Source organism: Nonomuraea sp. ZG12 (genome assembly GCF_052068115.1).
Classification (GTDB): domain Bacteria; phylum Actinomycetota; class Actinomycetes; order Streptosporangiales; family Streptosporangiaceae; genus Nonomuraea.
On the sequence record NZ_JBQHCW010000002.1, the window covers coordinates 181,170 to 202,152 of the forward strand.

Sequence of the window (20,983 nt, forward strand, 5' to 3'; positions counted from 1 at the left end):
TCACCGGCCCTTCTCGTTGATCGACACCAGGTACTCCCGGGCTGAGGGCAGCCCGGCGACGAGCTGCCGGGCGTCGCTCTGCACCATCGCCAGCTCGGCGCGGGCTCTGGCCGGGTCCAGATGCTCCAGCGCGGGCCTGGGCCGCGCCGGCTGCCGGCCGAGCCCGAGCAGCATCGTGATCCACGAGTACGTCTCGAACCCGTGGTAGTGCGGGTAGATGCCGTGGTCGTCCGGCAGCACCGAGGAGGCCAGCCGCAGTCGCTCGGCGAGCCCGTCGGGCAGCGCGCGGGTCTTGGCGTCCTGCCAGTAGAGGGTGTCGTTCCGCGCCGCCGCCCGATAGTGCAGGACCAGGAACTCCTTGACCCCGTCCACGACATGCGCGACGCGCCGGTTGTAGCTTTCGGCGAGCGCCGGGTCCCACCTGGCGTCCGGGAAGTACTTGACGAGCTGCTCGATCGCCTGCTGGATGAAGAAGATCCCGGTGGACTCCAGCGGCTCGACGAACGCGCTGGACAGGCCGACGGCCACGCAGTTGTTCACCCAGGAGCGGCGGTTGCGGCCGATCCGCATCCGGATGTGGTTGGCCTCCAGATCGTCCATGCCGGGCGCCACGTGCTGCCTGAGCGTGCGCTCGGCCTGCTCCGGCGTGCAGTAGGCGTCGGAGTACACGTAGCCGTTGCCGTTGCGGCCGTACAGGGGGATGGTCCAGATCCAGCCCGCGTCCATCGCGTGCGCGGTCGTGTACGGGGCGATCTCGTTCCGCGCGGGATCGCGTGGCACGCGCAGCGCGACGGCCCGGTTGTTGGGCAGCACGTCCTCGAAGGAGTCGAACGGCTCCCCCAGCGTCTTGTTGATCAGCAGCCCGCGGAACCCGGTGCAGTCCACGAACAGGTCGCCGGGCACCCTGCCCTGCCCCTGCGTGGTGACGTGGCTGATCCAGCCGCGCTCGTCCTGGCCGACGTCGACCACGTCGTCCACGACGTGCTTGACGCCGCGGGCCACGCCGTACTCGGTCAGGAAGGAAGCCAGCAGGGCGGCGTCGAAGTGATAGGCGTACGGGAACTGCGCCCGCTGCTCATCCAGGGTGGAGCGGCCGAGCGAGTCGTCGAGGGAGGCCGCGAACAGTGACCCGTCCATGGTCCTGGGCGAGCGGCGCGCCTCGCACAGGTAGGGGGTGACGAAGCAGCCGAGGTCGAACGTCCGGCTGTGGTCGCCCTCCTTGAGCCACCACTCGGCCAGGTTGAACCCGTCGGCCACCCGCATGCGCTCGAACGGGTGGTAGAAGTGGTGGCCGGGCGCCCGCCAGTCCTGGAACCTGATGCCCAGCTTGTACGAACCTGAGCAGGGCGGCATCCAGTCCCGCTCGTCGAGCCCGAGGTAGTCGAAGAAGTGACGTACGGTGCTGAAGGTCGCCTCGCCGACGCCGATCGTGGCCACGCGCGCCGACTCCACGAGCGTCACGTCGAGGCGATCGCCGAAAGCGGCCTTGAGATAGGTCGCGGTCATCCACCCGGCGGTCCCGCCGCCGACGATCACCACTGACTTGATCATTTGATGCTCCCTGTTGGGTGGTTACGGAGCCGGCCGGCTGCTGCGCCTGGCACCTTGCGGGAAAGGCCGAAATAGGCGATCACCGCAGCGAGAATGTAGAAGCCTGCCTGAACGTCCAGCAGGACGACGGTGTCGACGAACCCGTCGGCCAGCCCGGCGATCAGCATGCCCAGAGCCTGGAAGCCGCCGAACACCGTGAGGAAGGCGGCCATGACGCGCCCCAGGTATTCGTCGGGAAGAGCCTGCTGGAGAAGGGCGAACGTGCCCGTGGAATTGGCGATCCCCGGAATTCCCACGGCGATGAACAACAGCACGTACAGCGTCATGGCCTGGGTGAAGTAGGAGCTGTTCCACATGGTCAGGGAGAGCAGACCGACCAGGAGGGCGCCGCCGACGATGAGGCTACGGTGGCCGGCCCGCGCACCGACCCAGGCGATGACGAAGCCGCCGATGACGCCGCCGATGGCCTGCACGCCGCGCAGCACCCCTATCTCAGTGCCGCCACCGTGCAGGACCTCAGCGACGAAGACGACGAACAGCACCAGGAACATCCCCTGGGCGATCGAACCGGCCGCCGTACTCAGCAAGAGGTTACGGACGTCGCGGCGGCCGATGATGAAGGCCATGCCTTCGTACCAGGCGCGTAGCAGCGTCGGCCGCTCGGCTTCAGACCCGTGCCCAGCCGCCTTCCGGGGGAAGCGGGCGATGGCGATGACCAGGGCCGCGAGCAGATAGGTGACCGCATCGCCGATCACCACCGTCATCAGCCCGCCCGAGGCGACGGCCAAACCGCCGAGCGAGCTGCCGATCAGGCGAGCGACGTTGGCGCTGAGCCCCATGAGACTGTTGGCCGACACCAGATCCTCAGGAGGGACCAGGGTCGGCAGCGCGGCGCTCCTGGCCGGCTCGAAGAGCTGGGCCAGCAGCGCCTGAGCCGGTGCGATGAGATACACGATCCACAATTGGTCGCTGTGGTGCACGGCCAGCAGCGGCAGCAGGAGTACGCCCTGCGCCGTCGCGACCACGACCATCGTGACCTGCCGGTTCCACCGATCCACCAAGACCCCGGCCAGTGAGCCGAAGACGACAGCCGGAACCAGCTCCAGGATGAACACGGTCGCCATGGCGAGCGTGGAGGACGTCAGCATGAAGACGTAGACCGGCAGCCCGATCAGCAGCAGCCAGTCACCGATCTCCGAGATGAGCCCGCCGAACCACAGGAGGGTGAAGTCCCGTCGGCGCAGAACGGCTAACACAGGTCACGCTCGGGCGCCATGTCGAAGGGCGCCGGACCACACGGAACTGAGACCATGGCCATCAGCCTGCGGACCTTCGGCGGAGATGGGCAAGAGGTGTCGGGCATTCTGCCACCGGAACTGCCGTGGGCAGATATCGCGGCAGCTCGGGTGCGGGTTGCCCGCACCTCATTGAGCGGCGTCTCACCGCCCTCCGACACTGACCCCTGTGTCACCTACCACGCAGACACCCGCCGCATTCATGTCCCCGGCCCAGACCCGTCTGTGGCTGATGAACGAGCTGGGCACATCCAGCGCCGCCTACAACATCCCGATCGCCGTCCGCCTGTTCGGGGTCCTGGACCGAGCAGCGCTGCGGGCGGCGATCGGCGACGTCGTCGACCGGCATTCGACTCTGCGCACGGTTTTCCCCGCACCCGACGGCGTCCCCCGTCCGGTGCTCCGCGAGGGCGTCGCGGCCCGGCCGGTCCTGGAGGTCGTCGAGTGCGGCGAGGAGGAACTCCCCGCCCTGCTGGCCGACCGGACGCGAGCCGGCTTTGACCTGCCCAGCGAACTGCCGATCCGGGTGACGCTGTTCCGGTTGCGGCCCGACGAACACGCCTTGCTGGTGACCCTGCACCATATCGCCGCCGATGGCCTGTCCATCGCGCCGCTGATGCGCGACCTGTCCACCGCCTATGCCGCTCGGCTGACGGGAACGGCGCCCGACTGGCCGGAAGCGACCGTGGACTACAGGGACTACGTGGCCTGGCAACACGAGGTCCTGGGCAACGAGAACGATCCCGGCAGCACGATCAGCCGGCAGCTGGAGTATTGGCGGTCGGCGCTGGCCGGGATGCCCGAGGAGCTCACACTGCCCACCGATCGGCCCCGGCCGCCCGTGGCGAGCCACCGCGGCGGCATGGTCGACTTCGAGCTCTCCCCCGACCTGCACGAAGCCCTCGCCGGACTGGCCCGACGATCGCGAGCCAGCCTCTTCATGGTCACGCACACCGCGTTGGCCGTCCTGCTGTCGGCGCTGGGCTCAGGGGACGACGTCGCGATCGGCACCACCGTCGCCGGACGGTCCGACGAAGCGCTCGACGGCCTCGTGGGGTTGTTCATCAACTCGCTCGTCCTGCGCGCCGACCTCTCGGCCAACCCGACGTTCGCGGAATCGGTGGATCGCGTCCGAGCGGCGGACCTCGCGGCGTTCGCGCACCAGGAGCTCCCGTTCGAGCGCTTGCTGGATGCTCTCCGGCCCACGCGATCGCTCAGCCGCAATCCTCTGTTCCAGGTTCTGTTCGAGCTTCATCAGGACGACGAGCAGGAGCTCCTGCTGCCCGGCCTGCGGACGCGGCCCCAACCGGTCCCGAGTGGGGCCGCCAAGTTCGACCTGACGTTCATGCTGTTCGCCAGGAGCGACGCCGCGGGAAACCCCGCCGGAGTCGTCGGCCGCCTGGAGTACGCCGAGGATGTCTTCGACCGGTCCACCGCCGAGGCTCTGGCCCAGCGCTATCTGCGCATCCTGGAAACCGCCGCAGCCGATCCCGATCAACCGATCAGCCGCTTCGCCATCCTCTCCAGCGACGAGCACGAACGCATCGTCGGCACCTGGAACGCCACGGAGCTGGAGATCCCGGACACGACCCTGTCCGAACTGTTCGAGGAACAAGTGGCCCAGCGACCCGACGCGGTAGCCATCGTCGACACCGACGGCACCGAGATCACCTACGACACCCTCAACAAACAAGCCAACCAACTCGCCTGGCACCTACGCGCCACAGGCGTCACCACCGAAACCTTCGTAGCAGTATGCCTCGAACACAGCCCCCACATGTTCGTCGCCCTGCTCGCCATCCTCAAAGCCGGCGCCGCATATGTCCCCCTCGACCCCCAACACCCAGCAGACCGACTCGCCCACGTCCTCCACGACACCGCCGCCACCATCCTGCTCACCCAATCAACCCTCACCCACCGCCTCCCCACCACCTACCCCGGCACCATCCACACCCTCGACGACCAACCCCACAACACCACCCACCCCGACACCAACCCACCCCCCACACACGGCCCCGACAACCTCGTCTACACCATCTACACCAGCGGCTCCACCGGACAACCCAAAGGCGTCCTCATCACCCACCGCGCCCTCATCAACTACCTCCACTGGGCCATCAACGGCTACCACACCGACGCCCACTCCGGCGCCCCCATGCTCGGCTCCATAGCCGTCGACCTCTCCATCCCCAACTTCTTCCTCCCCCTGATCACCGGCAAGAACATCACCCTGCTCCCACCCGACCCCCACCTCGAACACCTCGCCAACCTCCTGCGCCAACCCGCCGACTACAGCCTCCTCAAAATCACCCCCGGCCACCTCGACATGCTCCGCGAAGTACTCCCCACAAACACCACACTCACCTCCGTACGCACCTACGTCATCGGAGCCGACGAACTCCGCGCCGAAACAGCCACCGCCTGGCGACACATCGCACCACAAGCCCGACTCATCAACGAATACGGCCCGACGGAGACCGTCGTGGGCTGCACCGTTCACCAGCTCGCCGAGGACTTCGACGCATCCTCGCCGGTGCCGATCGGCAAGCCCATCGCGAACACCCGCATCTATGTCCTGGACCGTTTCCTCCGTCCGGTACCGCCCGGAGTCGTCGGCGAGCTCTACATCGCCGGCACGGGCGTCGCGCGCGGTTACCTGAACCAGCCCGGGCTCAGCGCCGGCCGCTTCGTCGCAGATCCCTACGGCCCCCCGGGCACGCGCGTATACCGCACGGGAGATCTGGCGCGGTTCACGCCTGACGGCACCATCCAGTTCCTGGGGCGCGCCGATCATCAGGTGAAGCTCCGCGGCTACCGGATCGAGCTGGGCGAGATCGAGGCCGGGATCCTGCGCCATCCCGGTGTCAGAGAGGCAGTGGTGGCCATACCCCCTGCCACCGACGCCGATCATCTGCTCGTCGGCTATGTCGTCCCGGCCGCTGACAGCCCCCCGAGCCCGGCCGACCTGCACGCCCACCTCGCGCGGTTCCTGCCCGACTACATGATCCCCGCAGCATGGGTCCTGCTGGACCGCCTCCCCCTGACCCCGGCAGGCAAGATCGACCGCGCCGCGCTGCCGAAGCCGGGGATGTCCCCGCCCGGAGGACGAGCGGTCGGCACCGAGCTGGAACGCTATCTGTGCGAGTTGTTCGCGGAGACGTTGAGCATCCCCACGCCTGGTCCCGATGCCAACTTCTTCGACCTCGGTGGGAATTCGATCCTGCTGGCGCGCGTCGCGGCCCGCATGCGCAACGCTCTCCAGGTCGAGGTGAGACTGACCGACCTCTTCGGCGCCCCGACGCCGGCCTCGCTCGCCGGCAAGATCAAAGAGGGCCGGGGCAGAGCGGCCGAGGTCCTGATTCCCATCAGCCCCCACGGCTCGGCGGCGCCCCTGTTCTGCGTCCACCCGGCCAGCGGCGCCAGTTGGGGCTACCTCAACCTGGCCCGGCACCTCTCGGCGGACCGTCCGGTGTACGGAATCCAGGCGCGTGGCCTCGACGAGCCCGCCCCGCTGCCGGCCAGCATCGAGGCCATGGCCGAAGATTACGTGGCGCAGATCCGCCGGATCCGGCCGGAAGGGCCGTACCACCTGCTCGGCTGGTGCTTCGGCGCCGTGGTGGCCTTCGAAATGGCTCGGCAGTTGCAGCGGGACGGCTCGGAGGTCGGCCTGCTGGCTCTGGTCGGACCGCATCCGCTGGGCTGGCAGGCGTACACCGAATGCCCGCCCGCCGCCGAGGTGCTCGCAGCGTTGCTGGAGGACCATGACGTCGTCCAGGACGGTGTCGACCTCACCCCGGACGCGGTGTCCGCGGCACTGGACGGCAGCATGTCGCTCCGGGAACAGGGGTTCACCCCAGGGCAGGTCCGCCGCCTGGTCGACATCGGGCTGAACAATCCGCGGATCGAGTGGGACTACCGTCCGCCGGAGAAGGCCCTCCGTGGGCCCGTGCATCTCTTCGCCGCCGATGCCGACGACGCCGGCCGGCCGGTTTCGATCGTGGAAACCTGGCGGCCGTACATCGACGGTGACATCACCGTTCACCACTACGCCGGCACTACCGATGACCTGCTGGCCGGTCAGCTGATCGGCCGGGTCGGCTCGGATCTCGACGAGGTGCTCGAAGGGGGCGTACGCCGATGAAGGCCTCGCTGATCGAAGAGGTTCTGCCGCTCACGCCGTTGCAGGAGGGGCTGTGGTTCCACGCCAACTACGATCGCTCCAGGGCGGACGTCTACGTCGGCCAGTGGGTGCTGGGGCTGCGCGGCCCGCTGGATCTCGATGCGCTCCGGCAGGCCGCCCATGAACTGGTCCGGCGCCACGGGAACCTCCGGGCGGCGTTCGTGCAACGCCGCGGCGGCGAACTGGCTCAGCTTGTCGTGCGGGAGGTGGAGGTCCCCTGGCGTTTCGTGGATCTCTCCGACGACCCGGCCTCCGCCGAACGGAGCCTCGCCAAGCTCACGGACGAGGAGCGCGAACTTCCGTTCACCATGACCGCCGCGCCGCTCCTGCGGTTCGCATTGATCAAGCTCGGCTCGGGGGTCCACCGCCTCGTGCTGACCGTGCACCACATCTTGATCGACGGGTGGTCGGCTCCGCTGCTGTTGCAGGAGTTGTTCGAGCTCTACCACGACGAGCGACGCAGCCGGGTCCGCTCCGGCGAGGTGCTCCCGTACCGCGACTACCTCAGCTGGCTCGACCGGCAGGACCATGAGGCGACCGAGCGGGCCTGGCTGGAGGAGCTCCGCGGCATCGAGGGACCCACCTTGATCGCTCCGGCGCATGACGGGGCCGGCGGCAGGCGGGAGTCGCTCGACCTGACCTTGCCGGCGGAAGCGACCGGCCGCCTCATCGGTTACGCACGCGCGAGCGGGCTGACGCTCAACACCGTCTTGCAAGGCGTCTGCGGCGTAACGCTCGCCGCCCGGACGAACCGCGACGACGCGGTGTTCGGCGCGACGGTCTCCGGCCGCCCGGCGGAGATTCCGAACGTCGACCGGATGATCGGGTTGTTCGTCAACACGATCCCGGTCCGCGTACGCTGCCGTCCACAGCAGACCTGGAGCGAGACGCTGCGGGCGTTGTGGGCCGCGCAGTCCCGGCTGCTCTCCCATCATCACCTCCGACTCAGCCGGATCCAGCAGCAGCTGGGCATGGGACCGCTGTTCGACACGGCGTACTCGTTCCAGAGCTATCCCGACGGTTTCGGCGAAGCCGCAGCGGTCGCCGGTGAGCTGGTCGTGGAGGTGTTGTCCGCCGACGACGGCACCCACTATCCCCTTGCCATCCAGGCGGCGCCCGGCCCGGAGCTACGCATGCGCCTGGCCTACGCACCGGATCTCCTGGACCGCTCGGTCGTGGATTCCATCGGTGACCAGATGGCGTCCTCGCTCACCGATCTCCCCGACTCCGGGGGGCGGTGCGTCGGGACGGCTCGGCTGCTGTCCGGGGCCGAGCTCGACCGGCTGCGACAGGACTGGGCCCACGCCGACGCGCCCCTGCCCGCCGGCTCGCTGACGCGGCTCGTCGAGGCGCAGGCGGCCGGCACACCGGCACAGCCCGCGGTCGTCACCGAAACCGGGACGCTGACGTACCAGGAGCTGAACGAACGCGCCAACCGGCTGGCTCGCCTGCTGACGGCTCGCGGTGCCGGACCCGAGCGGATCGTGGCCCTGATCCTCGAACGGTCCGCCGACATGGTGGTCGCGATGCTGGCGGTCATCAAAGCCGGGGCCTGTTATCTGCCGCTCAACGCCGACGAGATCGATCCGCGCACCGCGCGGATGGTGGCCGACTCCGACCCGTTGTGCGTCATCACGCACGAGACGCTGGCTCCCCGTCTGGCGGATCTGGAGGCTCCGCTCCTGGTCCTGGACTCATCGCCGACCGCTGAGGCGTTGGCCGGTCAGCTGAGCGGCAACCTGTCCGACGACGAGCTCACCACGCGGGTGCGACCGCACACCAGCCTCTACGTCACCTATACCTCCGGTTCCACCGGGCGGCCCAAAGCCATCGTGAACACCCACGAGAACCTCGTGGCCCTGGTCCTGGACCGCGTCTGGCGCAACGGCAGCCAGGAGAAGGTGCTGGGACACTCGCCGCCCGCCTTCGATGCCACCGCCTACGAGACCTGGGTGCCTCTGGCTCGCGGCGGCACGATCGTCCTCACGTCGCCGGGCCGGTTCGACCCGGCCGAGGCCGCCCGGTTGATCCGGCGGCATGGCGCCACCGCGATGTTCCTGACGGCGAAGCTGTTCACGGCCATGGTCGAGGACGACCCCGGCTGCCTGGCCGGATTGCACGAGGTATGGAGTGGCGGGGAGGCCGCGCGGGTCTCCACCTTCGACCGCGCGCTGCGCGAGGTGCCGGGATTGTCCGTCGTCAACGTCTACGGCCCGACCGAGACCGCCGTGTTCGCCACCCGCCGGACCTTCAGCGACGCCGGCCACCTCGGCACGACGGTCCCGATCGGCACGGCGATGGACAACACCCGCGTCTACGTGCTGGACGCCGCCCTGCGCCCCCTGCCCGCGGGGGTGGTGGGTGAGATCTACATCGCGGGCGCCGGCCTCGCCCGCGGCTATCGCGGGCAGCCGGGCCAGACCGCCGAACGGTTCGTCGCCGATCCGCTCGGCCCACCTGGCAGCCGGATGTACCGGACCGGTGACCTGGGCTGGAACCGCCCGGACGGTGACCTGGAGTTCGCCGGCCGCGCCGACCACCAGGTGAAGATTCGCGGCCACCGAGTCGAGCCGGCCGAGGTCGAAGCAGCGTTCTTGGGTCTGCCCGAGGTCACGCAGGTCGCCGTCGTGGTCCACGAGCACCGTCCTGGGGACAGGCGCTTGGTGGCCTATGTGGTTCCGCGGGACCGGCACGGTGCAGATGCCTCCTCCCTCCGCAGCCGGGCCGGCCGAGCGCTGCCCCACTACCTGGCGCCGGCCGCCGTCGTCCTGGTGGCGGACCTGCCGCTGACGACCAACGGGAAACTCGACCGGGACGCGCTTCCGCTGCCCGACTTCGGCTCGGAGCGCCGAGGCGGCTCACCGATCACCGACGATCAGCGAGCCATGTGCGCTCTGTTCGCCGAGATTCTCGGCGCCGACGAGGTCGGCCTCGATGACGACTTCTTCGACCTCGGCGGAGACTCGCTGTCGGCCATCCGCTTGGCCAACGGCATCCGGCGCGACCTGGGTGTCGAGGTCGGCATCCACCAGATCTTCGAAACCCCCGGCGTCGCGGCGCTGGCCGCGTGCCTTCGCACCGCGCCCACGGCCAAGCCCCGGCTTCGACCACGACAGACGCAGGTCACCTTCTTGGAGGCACCATGATCCCTCGTAACTTCCGGGTATGCGTATTCTGCGGATCGCGGCCCGGCAACTCTCCCCAGTACATGGAGTTCGCCACGCAGCTCGGTATGAGCCTCGGGCAGAACAACATCGACCTGGTCTACGGGGGTGGCCGGACCGGCATCATGGGCGCCGTCGCCGAAGGCGCCGCCTCCCTGGGCGCCCACGTGACCGGCATCATTCCCCACCACCTGCTGGAACGCGAGCAAGTCGCCGGCTTCGCTAGCCAGCTGCACGTGGTGGACTCCATGCACGACCGCAAGAGGTTGATGTACGCGCTGGCCGACGGCTTCGTCGCCCTGCCCGGAGGCATGGGGACCATAGAGGAGCTGATGGAGGTCCTCACCTGGGCCCAGCTCGACCTGCACACCAAATCAGTCACCCTGGCCAACGTCGGCGGATACTTCGACCCCCTGCTCACCTGGCTGGACCAGGCGCTGGAGTGCGGTTTCATCTCCTCGGCCGATCGCGCGCTGGTCACTGAGGTCACCACGGTGGACAGCGTTCTGGAATGCCTGCGCCTGTCCTCGTCCGTCACCGAGTTGCGGGCCGGCGCCGCGTCCCTCAACGGGTGAGCAGCCGGTCCCGCTCGCGGGGCGATCTATGCGGCGGTCCGTTCGCCGGTCGGGCGTCGGCGCAGGTGGGGTTCGGTGAGGGCGGGCGGGTCGTAGACCATCTGGAGCCGGCCGACGTCGGTGCCCGGTGGGACGATCATGTCGATCCGGTCGAGGACGTCGTCGCTCAGCACCACCTCGGCACCGGCGAGAAGGTCGTCGAGCTGTTCCATCGTGCGCGGGCCGAGGATCGCGGCGGTCACCCCACGGTGCGCGATCGCGAACGCCATCGCCATGTGGGTCAGCGAGATCCCGGCTTCCTCCGCGATCGGGATGAGCTGCTCCACGGCGTCGATACGGCGCTCATCGCTGAGATGCGCGAAGTAGGGGCCGCTCCGGGTCAGGGCCGACTGCCGCCCCTTGCGTACGCGGCCGGTGAGCAGGCCCTGCGCCAACGGGCTCCAGACGATGGCGCCCATGCCGTAGCGCTGGACGGCGGGCAGGACGTCGCGTTCGGCGCCGCGGTCCAGGATGGAGTAGGGCGGCTGCTCGCAGCGGAAGCGTTCGAGCCCACGGCGCTCGGAGATCCACTGCGCCTCGACGATGTCGATGGCCGGCTGCTTCGAGGTGCCGATCACGCGGACCTTGCCGCTGCGTACCAGATCGGAGAGGGCGGAGAGCGTTTCCTCCATGTCGGTCTCGGTGTCGGGGCGGTGGTACTGGTACAGGTCGATGTGGTCGGTCCGCAGCCGGCGCAGCGAGTCCTCGACAGCGGTCATGATCCAGCGGCGTGAGGCGCCTCGCCGGCCGGGCTCCTCGCCCATGGGGTTGGCGAACTTCGTGGCGAGCACGACGGCGTCGCGACGGTCCTGGATGGCCTTGCCGACGATCTCCTCGGACTCGCCGCGGGAGTACACGTCGGCGGTGTCGATCAGGTTGACACCGGCGTCGAGTGCTTTGTGGATGATGCGGGTCGATGCGTCGTGGCCGGTGTCGAACATGGCGCCGAAGTTCATGGCGCCGAGTGCGTAGGGGCTGACCTGGATGCCTGTGCGGCCGAGGGTACGGTAACGCATGGAGATCTCCACGGTGTGCGGCAGGAATCGGAGAATGTCTCCGCTTGTGTCGGCTACTATATGGAGAAAGTCTCCGCTTTGGCAACGCGATGTGGAGAGATCGTCCGGTTACGTTTGGGAGGACCCCGTGGGCGCACCGTCACAGCCGCGGCCGATGCGGGCCGACGCGCGCCGCAACTACGAGCACATCGTCGCGACCGCGCGCGAGGCGTTCGCGGAGCTGGGCCCGGAGGCGGCGCTGGACGTCATCGCGCGGCGCGCCGGCGTCGGGCCCGGCACGCTGTACCGGCACTTCCCCACCCGCGAGGTGCTCATCGAGGCCGTCTACCGGACCGACATCGCCGACCTGACCGACCGTGCCGCCGAGTTCGCCGAGCGGCATGCCCCGGGTGAGGCGCTGGAGTGCTGGGTGCGCGAGCATTTCGTCCCCGCGCAGGAGCAGCGTGGTGTCGCGACGACGCTGAAAGACGCGCTGGCCAGGGCTCCCGAGGCCTTCTCGCAGGACAAGGAGCGGTTCAACGATGCCACGGACGAGCTCGTGCGTGCGGCACAGAATGCCGGAGCCGTCCGGCAGGACGTCGAGACGCGCGACATTCTGCGGATGGCGTACGGCATCGCGGTGACCTCCGAGGGCGCGCCGGAGTCCCGCGAACGCATGCTGACCGTCATGTTCGACGGATTGCGCCCCGTCCGGCCTTTCGAGTAGCCGGCGGCCGACAGGTCACCGAGCGTTCGCCGCCTGCGAGGTGACGCGCTGGATGGCCTTGACGGCGATGTCGGGCTGGTCGACGTAGACGTGGTGCCCGCTCTTCGCGGCCGTGCTGAGCTTGCTGTCGCTGGACAGCGCGAGCCACTTGCGCTGGCCCGCGGCCCACGCCTTCTCCAGGCTCGGCCCGTACTCGGGGATGGCCGCGAGGTACTGCTGCCCGTGCTGGATCACCTCCACCGGGATGTTCCCGGCGGAACGGACCTCCCCGTCGGTGATGACGAGCATCTCCGGGTTCTGTCCCTCGAACACCGCGAGGTTCTGCGCGCGCATCTCGGCCGCCGGGCCCTTGGCGGACTCCGGGATCGCCTTCTTGATGTCGCCGAGCATCGTGGGTGACGTGGCGTCCATCAGGACCACCCCCTTGACCCTGTCCTGATGGTCGGGGGCGTACCTGGCGGCGATCAGCCCGCCCAGCGAGTGCCCGGCCAGCACGACCGGGGCGTCACCGGCGACGCGGTCGAGCACCCCGGTCAGGACCTTCCCGGTGCTGTCCAGGCTCTGCGCGCCTTCCGGCTTGCCACTCGCGCCCGAGCCGAGCCGGTCGTACGAACAGACCCGGTTCTTCTCGCTCAGCGTCTTCTGGACGGCGGCCATCTTGTCCAGCCCATCACCCGCTCCGTGCATCAGGATGATGACCGGAGCGCCCTGCGCCGGGTCGCCCGAACAGGACACGTTCACCGACTGGCCGGCGACGTCGATCTTCTTGGTCCCGGAGATCAGGTCGGCATCGGCCTTCTGCGTGGCGGCGGCGAACGGATCCCAGTTCTCCACCGCGTCGCCGTCACAGCCGGCGAGTCCCCCACCGATCACGGTGCAGCACAGCGCGGCCATGACGGATGTCTTGAGCTTGCGGATCATGAGGTCCTCCGGTGATTGGTTCATACGATGGGACAGCAGCCGAAGCGGGCCGTCGGCCAGGTCGTCAACGCTAGGGAATCGACGGTCCCGGATGCGTCCCCGCAAGGTGGACACTCGCCGGTAGCTCGCGCGGGGGACGAGCGCAGGGGACGAGCGCGGTTCGCGAGGCTAACCCGCCGCGGGCTTGGAGATCTCCCCCGCCTCCTTCCACCCGCGGTAGGTCGTGGTGAACACGGACTCGTACATGCCGCTGCCGCTCACCGGAACCTTCCAGGTCAGGACGAATTTCTCCGGACGGTTGTCCTCGTCGACGGTGAGCTCGTAATCGATGTACGAGTTGTCGTCCTGCCCGTCCACGTTCCCGCCCCGCCAGGAGTCCAGCAACATCCGCAGCCGGCCGCTCGTCTCGGCCGTGCGCAGGCCGCCGCTATAGGTCCGGCCCGTCCGGCGCATGTCGGCGGAGTGCATGACCACCTGGTGGACGACGGACGGCCCGGCCAGTCCGGCGACCATGAACGCGTACCAACGCGCGCTCCCGGCCTTCTGGTCCGCCAGGGCCATGGCGGACGCGCCCGGCTTGTCCACGTACAGATCCCCGCCTGCGACAACGTAACTGGCGGCAGGTGTGTCGGAGGGGGTGATCCGCATCTGGAAGTCGTCCTCGGCCGAGGAATCGCGGCCCAGGAGGCGGCCACTCGCCTTCGCGGAGACGCTGCTCTGCGTAAAGGCCCCGGCGAAGGAGAAGGTGGCGGCCGGGGTGGCACTGATCGCCAGGTCGAGGGCGGCGGCCAGGTCCGCCGGGGTGTCCGGGACGCTCGCCACGGGGGACGCCGGTGGCGACGACGGGGCGCCGGCCGTGGCGGAAGCCGATGATTCCGTACGCCGCCCGCTGGGTGAGTCCGGCTGGACGTTGAGCAGGATCGCGCCCGCGCACCCGACGGCCGCCACCACGGCGACGACGGGCGAGGCGCGCCGTAAGCGGCTCTTGCGCGCCCGGACGGGCTCCGACGGCCAGTCCGCGACACCTCCCCCGGGGGGAGCGGTGTCTCCCGGGGGGCCGGCGTCGCTCCCGGGGAAGGCCCAGACGCGCTTCAGCCGGGCCGTGACGTCGGTCGCGGGATCCCTCGTCCGGTGCCCCGTCTCGCCATGGTGATCGCGCCAGGCGTCGGCGACCACCGCCAGCACTTCGTCCATGGCCGGACGTGCCCCGGGCGCCTTCGCCAGGGCCCTGTCGACCGTCGGCCGCAGCCCCTCGGGCACCTTGGCGGTGTCGACCGTCGCGGTCATGACCCGGTGGGCGAGCACCTCCGGGCGGCTGGCGCCGTACGGCTGCTCCCCCATCGCCGCGTACACGACGACGAGCGCCCAGCCGTAGACGTCGGCGGCCGGTCCTGCCGGGGTACCGGCGTAGTCCTCAGGGCTCACCCATCCCGGAGAGCCGATCACGTGGCCGGTCGCCGTGAGGGACGTGCCGTCGAGCGCGCGGGCGATGCCGAAGTCGACCAGGCGCGGGCCCGCCGGAGAGATCATCACGTTGGATGGCTTGAGATCCCGGTGCACCACGCCCGCCCTATGGACGGCGACCAGCGCCTCCGCGAGCCCGGCGGCGAGCCCGAACAACCCGTCGCCGCCGAGCGGCCCCTCGACGCGTACGTGCTCATCCAGCGTGCGCCCGGCGATGTACTCCGTCGCCAGCCACGGCTGCCGGGCGTCGGCGTCGGCCGCGAGCATCCGTACGCAGCAGGTGCCCTGGACCCGGCGCAGCATCGCCACCTCGCGCCGGAACCGTACCCTGAACTCGGTGTTCGCGGCATGCATGTCGTGGATCAGCTTGACCGCGGCCCGCCGGCCGGCGGCGTCGACGCCCGCGTAGACGATCCCCATGCCGCCGGCCCCGAGCCGTCCGATGATCCGGTACGGTCCCACCTCCGCCGGATCGCCCTGCCTCGGGGCAGCGACGCCTGGGGGCGGATCGAAGGTCCGCTGGGGGTTGGGGCGAGGGGGGATACGCAAGAGGTCGTCCCACTCCGGGCTCGTTGACATGATCGCGCAAGAGTATTCCAGAGTGACAGGTCAAGACGGGGCGACTTGCGCATATCCCCGGTATCGCGGACATTTTGCAGGGCTCATGACCGGGTCGCGGCGACTGTGTCGACCAGCGCGGACGGGGAGGACTACGGGGTAAGGCGAGCCGGCTTCCGCCAGACCGAGACATGGCTCCTGCTGTCCTGCGTCGTGAGGTTCGTGATCGTGTTACGCACCAGGTAGACGAGCGCGAAGGTCCCGTCCACCCGGGTCGTCGCGAAGTCGCCGGTGACCACGGCGACGTTCTCCGCGCCCGGCTTCGCCCGGAGCCGCGCCACCATGGCGGGTGACAGGTCGATCCCCCGCACGCGGACCCCCCGCCCGCTCAGCGGCAGCGCGATCCGGCCGGTGCCGACGCCGAACTCAAGCGCGGCACCCGGCACGGCCAGGTCGGCAAGGAAGCTCACCGCCGGATCGACGACCGCCGGATCGAACAACTCCGGCCACTTGGCCTCATAGGTCTCCGCTACATGCTCACCGAAATGGTCCTCTGGCACAGTCCCACTGTGAGCACCGGCCCCCGGCGGCCACCACTCATTTTTCTCGCGTGAGTCAGGAGGCCAATGCCGGCCGGAGGGTCTCGCGGTGTGCCCGGTTCACGGCCATGAGCTCATCGAGGGTGTCCCGGGTGCGGATGAGGTCGGCGATGTGCTCGGACAGCCGGTCGCGTTCCTGCGCCATCCGCGCCAGCGCGGCGTCGGAGTTCTCCTCGCTGGGCGACTCGGTGCACGGCAGCAGTTCGATGATCGTGCGGCTGGACAGGCCGGCGGCATACAGCCGCTGGATGAGCGTGACCCGCTCGATCTCGCGACCCGTGTAGTGGCGCTGCCCGCTGGCACTGCGGGAGCTGATGAGCAGCCCCTGCTCCTCGTAGTAGCGAAGGGACCGGACGCTGACTCCGGTCCGTGACGCCAATTCCCCGATGCGCACGTCGCCCTCCCAGTTGTGACCTCTGCCACAGGTCGTTGCCTCTGACATCCATGTGAGGTTCTAGCGTAACCGCAGTGCCCGAGAGAGGGCGCCGTGGAACGCGAAGCAGCCTTAGGGCGGTGACGTTGGTTACCTCACCTACTCCGCGTACCAGTACACGGCCTGACGCCGGAGCGCCGGGTCACGCCTTGAGCATCCGCTCGCTCAGCTCCCAGAGCCGCTCGGCGGATCGCGGGTCGATGGAGTGGGACACGACGTCGGCCGAGATCTCCCGCGCGGTGACAGGCGGCTGTTCGTCGTTCAGCCGGGAGACGTCGTTGTTGTTCAGGTAGACCCCGCCGATCTCGGCGAGCAAGGGGCTGGTGGCCCCGAACACGATCGTGGCGGCTCCCTGCCGCAGTGTCTTCTTCCCGCGCTCGGGGTCGATGATCGGCCGGCCGGACTCGTCGACCAGTCCCATGGCCCGCTGCGCGTCCTGGCCGACCGCGCTGTTGAAGGCGGTGGCGGCCACGACGCCCGGGTGCGCGGCGTAACCACGGATCCCGTCGGCGGCCCAGCGGCGGTCCAGCTCGACCGCGAACAGCACGTTGGCGGTCTTGGACTGGGCGTAGGCGAGGCCGGGGTCGTAGCCGCCGGTGGTGAAGTGCGGGTCGTCCCACAGGATGCCGGACATCCGCTGGGCACCGGATGTCGTGTTGACCACCCGGGCGCCGTGGGCGGCACGCAGCGCGGGCAGCAGGCCCAGGGTCAGCTGGAAGTGGCCGAGATGGTTGGTCGCGAACTGCGCCTCGTAGCCGCGCGCATCCCGCACGATCTCGGCGGTGCCCGGGAAGGCCGCGTTGTTGAGCAGGATGTGCAGCGGACGGCCGGAACCGGCGTAGCGGGCGGCGAAGGCGTCGATCGAGGCCGGGTCGAGCAGGTCGAGCCGGCCGACCTCGACGCCTTCGATCCCGGCCACCGTGGCCGCGGCACGGTCCGGGTCGCGCGAGCCGACGGTGACCGAGGCGCCGGCCTCGGCCAGCGCACGGGTGGCCACCAGGCCGATCCCGGAGTGGCCGCCGGTGACGACGACGTTCCTGCCGGACAGGTCGAGGCCCGCGAGGACGTCGTCGACCGTCGACGCGGCGGTGAATCCGGTGCCGACGGGGTGTTGCCTGTGAGCCATGAGAGGCGTCCTTCAACTGGTGGATGTCAGTGTGAACGCTCCTTTGCGGCCGTACGCCGAATAAAAGCGGAGCGTCGTTCCGTTACTATACGGAAGGACGTTCCGGTTATGCAAGCCGCCCCTCCAGCCGCCGTCGCAGCCAGCGCAGCGTCACGCGGTTCGTCTGGCATGGCGGCTCCGGGTTCGGGAACTGTCATGCGGGCACGAGCGCCGCCAAGGGGACGTGGTGCTGGCCCGCGTGGATGTCCCGGTCGCGCAGGCTGCCCTGCGCCACCGGGCGGGGGAACGAGATCTTCACGACGTTGAGGGCGGGGATACGGAAGATCTGGATGTCCGCCGGGTCGAGGTCGTACAGTCGCGCGATGACCTCCTCGTTGATGAAGCCCTCGTCGGCGACGGTCGCGTAGCCTTCGGCGTCGCGCATGAAGAGCTCCATGGTGACCCAGAACGGGCCGGCGTTCTTCGAACGGACCTCCAGGGCCAGTTCGCCCAGCGTGGGCCTGCGGTCGTCAGTCACGGGTGTCACCTTCGGCGATCTCGATGCGGAACATGTCGGTGGGCTCGTCGACGTCCACGACGTGGTTGAGCACGAACTGGTAGGCGGGGCCGCGCTCGCTCTCAGCCGGCGAGGTGGCGAAGGCCAGGCTGGGCAGGTAGTCCATGTCGGGAGTCGGGAGATGGAGCATCAGCGGATTCGCGATCTTGGCGATCGCCGTGGCCGTGGCCTGGTCCGGGGCGTTGACCAGCAGCATCACCCCGACCTCCCGGGGCGGCCCGGACGCCGGGTCGATGGCCCCCAGGACGGCGTTGTACCCGTACAGACGGAGGTCCACGGCGTACTCGGCGGGGTCGAGGCTCAGGGTCTGCCGTACACGCCCGGCGAGGACCTCGTGCATCAGCGCGGCCCACTCCTCGATCCGGGCGAGGATGTGCGGATCCCGGATGGCGGTGAAGGACATGGTCTCGCAGCCCGTGACGCGGGCTCCTTCGAGCTTGATCGTGTACTGGTCGGCGAGTTCGAAACGGGACCCCTCCACGCGCACCCGGCGCTCGTCCAGCGCGGTGTAGACCGCGTCGGAGACCACCAGCGTGCCCGCCGGCTCGCGCATCTCGAACGGGTTGACCGTCTCGTAGAGCATGTGCGCCGCCACCGACGTCGTGGTGCACGCGGCGGCCGGGTCCAGTGGCTCGACGGTGAAGCCCTCCTGGTCGATGCTGGCGAGGACGCCGCCGGTGCGCGGGTTGGTGGTGCACTGCCCGCCACACTCGATGATCTTGGACGCGTGCCAGGTGGGGCCCGCCGGCATGCCCTTCATCAACGGGTACGCGGCGGCGACGGCGGTGTCGGTGGCGCGGCCGGCGAGCACCACGTCGGCCCCGGCCTCCAGGGCCAGCGCGATGGGTTCGTGGCCCATCATGCCGACGATGTGGCTGCAGTCGTCCAGCGTGGCGGCGTCCAGGTCGCCCATCGGGGGCAGCGGGTGCACCCGTCCCTCGTTGAGTTTCTCCTTCAGAGCGGCGGCCGTCTGCTCGCTGTAGACGCGGGCGACCTTCAGGTCCAGGCCCTCCTCCCGCAGGATTCCGTCCACGATGCCGGCGACCCAGTCGACGCCGGAGTCGGTGCCGCTCGTGCCGCACGAGCCGACGACCAGCGGGATGCCGGCGCCGGCCGCGGCCCGCAGCAGGATCCGCAGGTCACGGGCGACGGCCGCGGCCGTCGTCTTCGCCGTCCCCGAGCCCAGGTAGTACGGCCCGGAGTCGGTGGAACCACCGTCGAGAGCGATCACGTCGGCGCCGAGCTCGATCCCCCGATCGATCGTCTCCTTGGGGAACCCCGCCCCGAGCATTCCGCTGGGGGCCAGGACCCTGATCGTGTCCTTCGGCACGCGATCCTCGGTCGCGGGTGTCCTCATCATGTCGTCCTCATCTCGTCAGTGATCGCTGGTCATGCCGGCCCGGCGGGCCTCGGCGGGGTGGTCACTCGGCGCTCTCCCTGTTGTCGCTCGCGCGCCGGAGCCGGTCCACCCGGATGACCAGCGCGACGGCGATGACGGCCAGGACGGCGGTGTGCAGGAGCATCAGATGCCATCCCGTGAGGTCGACCGCCAGACCGACGAGGGCCGGCCCGGCGAATCCCCCGCTGGCCCATCCGACCGTGTACAGGCCGGTGTACGTGCCCAGGACGCGGCTCGACGGAGCCAGGTTCCACAGCACGACGAGTGCGTTGATCATGAACCCGGTGGCGCCGGCCGCCGCGAGGCACAACGCCACGACGGTCATCGTCGGGCTCTGGAAGACGGTCCCGAGGATCATGCCCGCGGTGAGGATCGATATCCCGGAAGCCATCACCCGCAGCCGCCCGAAACGCTCGGCGAGCAGCGCCGCGGGGAAGGCGGCGAGGATGAAGACGATCCCGCTCGGCAGCGTCAGTCCGCCCGCCTCGCCGTCGGACAGGCCGAGGACCTCCACGCCGTACGGAGTCATCAGAGAACGTGAGGAGAACCATGCTCCGCCGAAGACGAACACGGCGAAGATCACCAGAAGCCGGCTCCGGTCGGAATCGAAAACCAGGTCGCTGATGACGGTCCTGAACTTGACCTTGACGTTCGTGTCACGCGATCCCGTGGCCGCCGACGCCTCGTCCTCCGCGAGAGCGGCCTGGTAGGCCGGCGAGCGGTTGTCCCGTACCCGCCAGACGAGCACCGCCACCGCCACCAGCATGATCCCGGACGGAACGGCGAAGGCCAGCTTCGGGTGGTCGTCGACCAGCAGCAGGCTGACCAGGGCGGCCACGATGACGGTCAGCGCTGACGCGATCTTCACCACGGCGTTCGCCCGGCTGCGGCGCGCGGGCTCGATGAAGTCGGGCATGAGCGACTCGCTGATGGGCTTGGAGCTGTTCATCACCAGCGCGTAGAGGAAGATCGCCAGGATCAGCCAGCCCAGTGACGTCATGTGCGGGATGAGCAGGAACAGTGCGGCGCCCACCGGCATCATGACCGCCAGATACGGAATCCGGCGACCCCACGCGGTCCGGGTGTTGTCCGACCGGTTGCCCATGTAGGGCTGGATGAAGAGGCCCAGCAGGTTGTCCATGCCCATGATCAGGCCGATCACGGCGGCGCTCGCGATGTGGTCCCGCAGGAGCTCGGGCACCCGGCTGTCGTAGAAGTTCCAGGTCGACTCCTGGGCGAACACCGCCAGGGCCACGTAGAACGTGATCCTTCTGGTGTCGGCCGTACGGCTTTCAGCTCGCGTTGCGCTGGCCATGACGTCCTCCTCGGCTGTGGCAGGAGTCACACTAGTTGCCATAGCAAAAAAGTCAACGCATATCATCTGGGTACGCCATTGCTGCT

Annotated in this window: 15 protein-coding genes; 4 read left to right on the plus strand and 11 right to left on the minus strand. The window is 69.3% G+C overall.

The annotated features are described in order from the left end of the window. Both ACTMTF_RS07935 and ACTMTF_RS07940 read right to left on the minus strand, forming a co-directional pair. Complete coding sequence (locus ACTMTF_RS07935; RefSeq protein ID WP_441109976.1) at positions 1-1,551, minus strand: tryptophan halogenase family protein; 1,551 nt, start codon at positions 1,549-1,551, stop codon at positions 1-3. Next, positions 1,548-2,807 (minus strand): MFS transporter, encoded by a 1,260-nt coding sequence (locus ACTMTF_RS07940; RefSeq protein ID WP_441109977.1) that lies wholly within the window; start codon positions 2,805-2,807, stop codon positions 1,548-1,550. The genes ACTMTF_RS07935 and ACTMTF_RS07940 overlap by 4 nt, the downstream gene beginning before the upstream one ends. A gap of 208 nt (positions 2,808-3,015) precedes the next feature. Here ACTMTF_RS07940 and ACTMTF_RS07945 point away from each other — a divergent pair, with 208 nt between their 5' ends. From ACTMTF_RS07945 to ACTMTF_RS07955, 3 genes are read left to right on the plus strand one after another with little or no spacing between them, the layout of a single operon-like run. Then, positions 3,016-6,987 carry a non-ribosomal peptide synthetase gene (locus tag ACTMTF_RS07945; RefSeq protein ID WP_441109978.1) on the plus strand — a complete coding sequence of 1,324 codons (3,972 nt, stop codon included), beginning with the start codon at positions 3,016-3,018 and terminating at the stop codon, positions 6,985-6,987. Then, positions 6,984-10,172 carry a non-ribosomal peptide synthetase gene (locus tag ACTMTF_RS07950; protein WP_441109979.1) on the plus strand — a complete coding sequence of 1,063 codons (3,189 nt, stop codon included), beginning with the start codon at positions 6,984-6,986 and terminating at the stop codon, positions 10,170-10,172. The genes ACTMTF_RS07945 and ACTMTF_RS07950 overlap by 4 nt, the downstream gene beginning before the upstream one ends. Further along, positions 10,169-10,765, plus strand: a complete 597-nt coding sequence (locus ACTMTF_RS07955) for a TIGR00730 family Rossman fold protein (protein ID WP_441109980.1) — start codon at positions 10,169-10,171, stop codon at positions 10,763-10,765. Before ACTMTF_RS07950 ends, ACTMTF_RS07955 begins: the two co-directional genes overlap by 4 nt. Before the next feature lie 26 nt (positions 10,766-10,791). On the opposite strand, the gene ACTMTF_RS07960 is transcribed toward ACTMTF_RS07955, so the two are convergent. Further along, the gene (locus tag ACTMTF_RS07960) at positions 10,792-11,820 is read right to left on the minus strand and encodes an aldo/keto reductase (protein ID WP_441109981.1); all 1,029 of its coding nucleotides are present in this window, start codon (positions 11,818-11,820) and stop codon (positions 10,792-10,794) included. A 127-nt stretch (positions 11,821-11,947) separates the two neighbouring features. Between ACTMTF_RS07960 and ACTMTF_RS07965 the strand changes: the two genes are divergently transcribed. Further along, positions 11,948-12,526 carry a TetR/AcrR family transcriptional regulator gene (locus ACTMTF_RS07965; protein ID WP_441109982.1) on the plus strand — a complete coding sequence of 193 codons (579 nt, stop codon included), beginning with the start codon at positions 11,948-11,950 and terminating at the stop codon, positions 12,524-12,526. Positions 12,527-12,541: 15 nt separating this feature from the next. On the opposite strand, the gene ACTMTF_RS07970 is transcribed toward ACTMTF_RS07965, so the two are convergent. The 8 genes from ACTMTF_RS07970 to ACTMTF_RS08005 form a co-directional block, all read right to left on the minus strand. Next, positions 12,542-13,447, minus strand: a complete 906-nt coding sequence (locus ACTMTF_RS07970) for an alpha/beta fold hydrolase (protein ID WP_441109983.1) — start codon at positions 13,445-13,447, stop codon at positions 12,542-12,544. A 168-nt stretch (positions 13,448-13,615) separates the two neighbouring features. Next, a complete protein-coding gene (locus tag ACTMTF_RS07975; protein WP_441109984.1) occupies positions 13,616-15,490 on the minus strand; it encodes a serine/threonine protein kinase in 1,875 nt (624 codons plus the stop codon). A gap of 131 nt (positions 15,491-15,621) precedes the next feature. Then, positions 15,622-16,029: a class I SAM-dependent methyltransferase gene (locus ACTMTF_RS07980; protein WP_441109985.1), complete on the minus strand. Its 408-nt coding sequence runs from the start codon at positions 16,027-16,029 to the stop codon at positions 15,622-15,624. A 55-nt stretch (positions 16,030-16,084) separates the two neighbouring features. Next, positions 16,085-16,462: a MerR family transcriptional regulator gene (locus ACTMTF_RS07985; RefSeq protein WP_441110629.1), complete on the minus strand. Its 378-nt coding sequence runs from the start codon at positions 16,460-16,462 to the stop codon at positions 16,085-16,087. Between the two features lie 181 nt (positions 16,463-16,643). Continuing rightward, positions 16,644-17,627 carry an SDR family NAD(P)-dependent oxidoreductase gene (locus tag ACTMTF_RS07990; protein WP_441109986.1) on the minus strand — a complete coding sequence of 328 codons (984 nt, stop codon included), beginning with the start codon at positions 17,625-17,627 and terminating at the stop codon, positions 16,644-16,646. Between the two features lie 193 nt (positions 17,628-17,820). Next, the gene (locus tag ACTMTF_RS07995; RefSeq protein WP_397012742.1) at positions 17,821-18,144 is read right to left on the minus strand and encodes a DUF4387 domain-containing protein; all 324 of its coding nucleotides are present in this window, start codon (positions 18,142-18,144) and stop codon (positions 17,821-17,823) included. Beyond that, a complete protein-coding gene (locus tag ACTMTF_RS08000; RefSeq protein ID WP_441109987.1) occupies positions 18,137-19,543 on the minus strand; it encodes an acyclic terpene utilization AtuA family protein in 1,407 nt (468 codons plus the stop codon). Before ACTMTF_RS08000 ends, ACTMTF_RS07995 begins: the two co-directional genes overlap by 8 nt. A gap of 61 nt (positions 19,544-19,604) precedes the next feature. After that, the gene (locus ACTMTF_RS08005; protein WP_441109988.1) at positions 19,605-20,897 is read right to left on the minus strand and encodes an MFS transporter; all 1,293 of its coding nucleotides are present in this window, start codon (positions 20,895-20,897) and stop codon (positions 19,605-19,607) included. Between the last annotated feature and the right edge of the window lie 86 nt (positions 20,898-20,983).

Excerpts from the sequence above, each read along its gene's own strand:
- ACTMTF_RS07975 (WP_441109984.1), bottom strand. The coding sequence starts at position 15,490 with ATGTCAACGAGCCCGGAGTGGGACGACCTCTTGCGTATCCCCCCTCGC.
- ACTMTF_RS07955 (WP_441109980.1), top strand. The coding sequence starts at position 10,169 with ATGATCCCTCGTAACTTCCGGGTATGCGTATTCTGCGGATCGCGGCCC.
- ACTMTF_RS07990 (WP_441109986.1), bottom strand. The coding sequence starts at position 17,627 with ATGGCTCACAGGCAACACCCCGTCGGCACCGGATTCACCGCCGCGTCG.
- ACTMTF_RS07950 (WP_441109979.1), top strand. The coding sequence starts at position 6,984 with ATGAAGGCCTCGCTGATCGAAGAGGTTCTGCCGCTCACGCCGTTGCAG.
- ACTMTF_RS07970 (WP_441109983.1), bottom strand. The coding sequence starts at position 13,447 with ATGATCCGCAAGCTCAAGACATCCGTCATGGCCGCGCTGTGCTGCACC.
- ACTMTF_RS07960 (WP_441109981.1), bottom strand. The coding sequence starts at position 11,820 with ATGCGTTACCGTACCCTCGGCCGCACAGGCATCCAGGTCAGCCCCTAC.
- ACTMTF_RS08005 (WP_441109988.1), bottom strand. The coding sequence starts at position 20,897 with ATGGCCAGCGCAACGCGAGCTGAAAGCCGTACGGCCGACACCAGAAGG.
- ACTMTF_RS08000 (WP_441109987.1), bottom strand. The coding sequence starts at position 19,543 with ATGATGAGGACACCCGCGACCGAGGATCGCGTGCCGAAGGACACGATC.
- ACTMTF_RS07935 (WP_441109976.1), bottom strand. The coding sequence starts at position 1,551 with ATGATCAAGTCAGTGGTGATCGTCGGCGGCGGGACCGCCGGGTGGATG.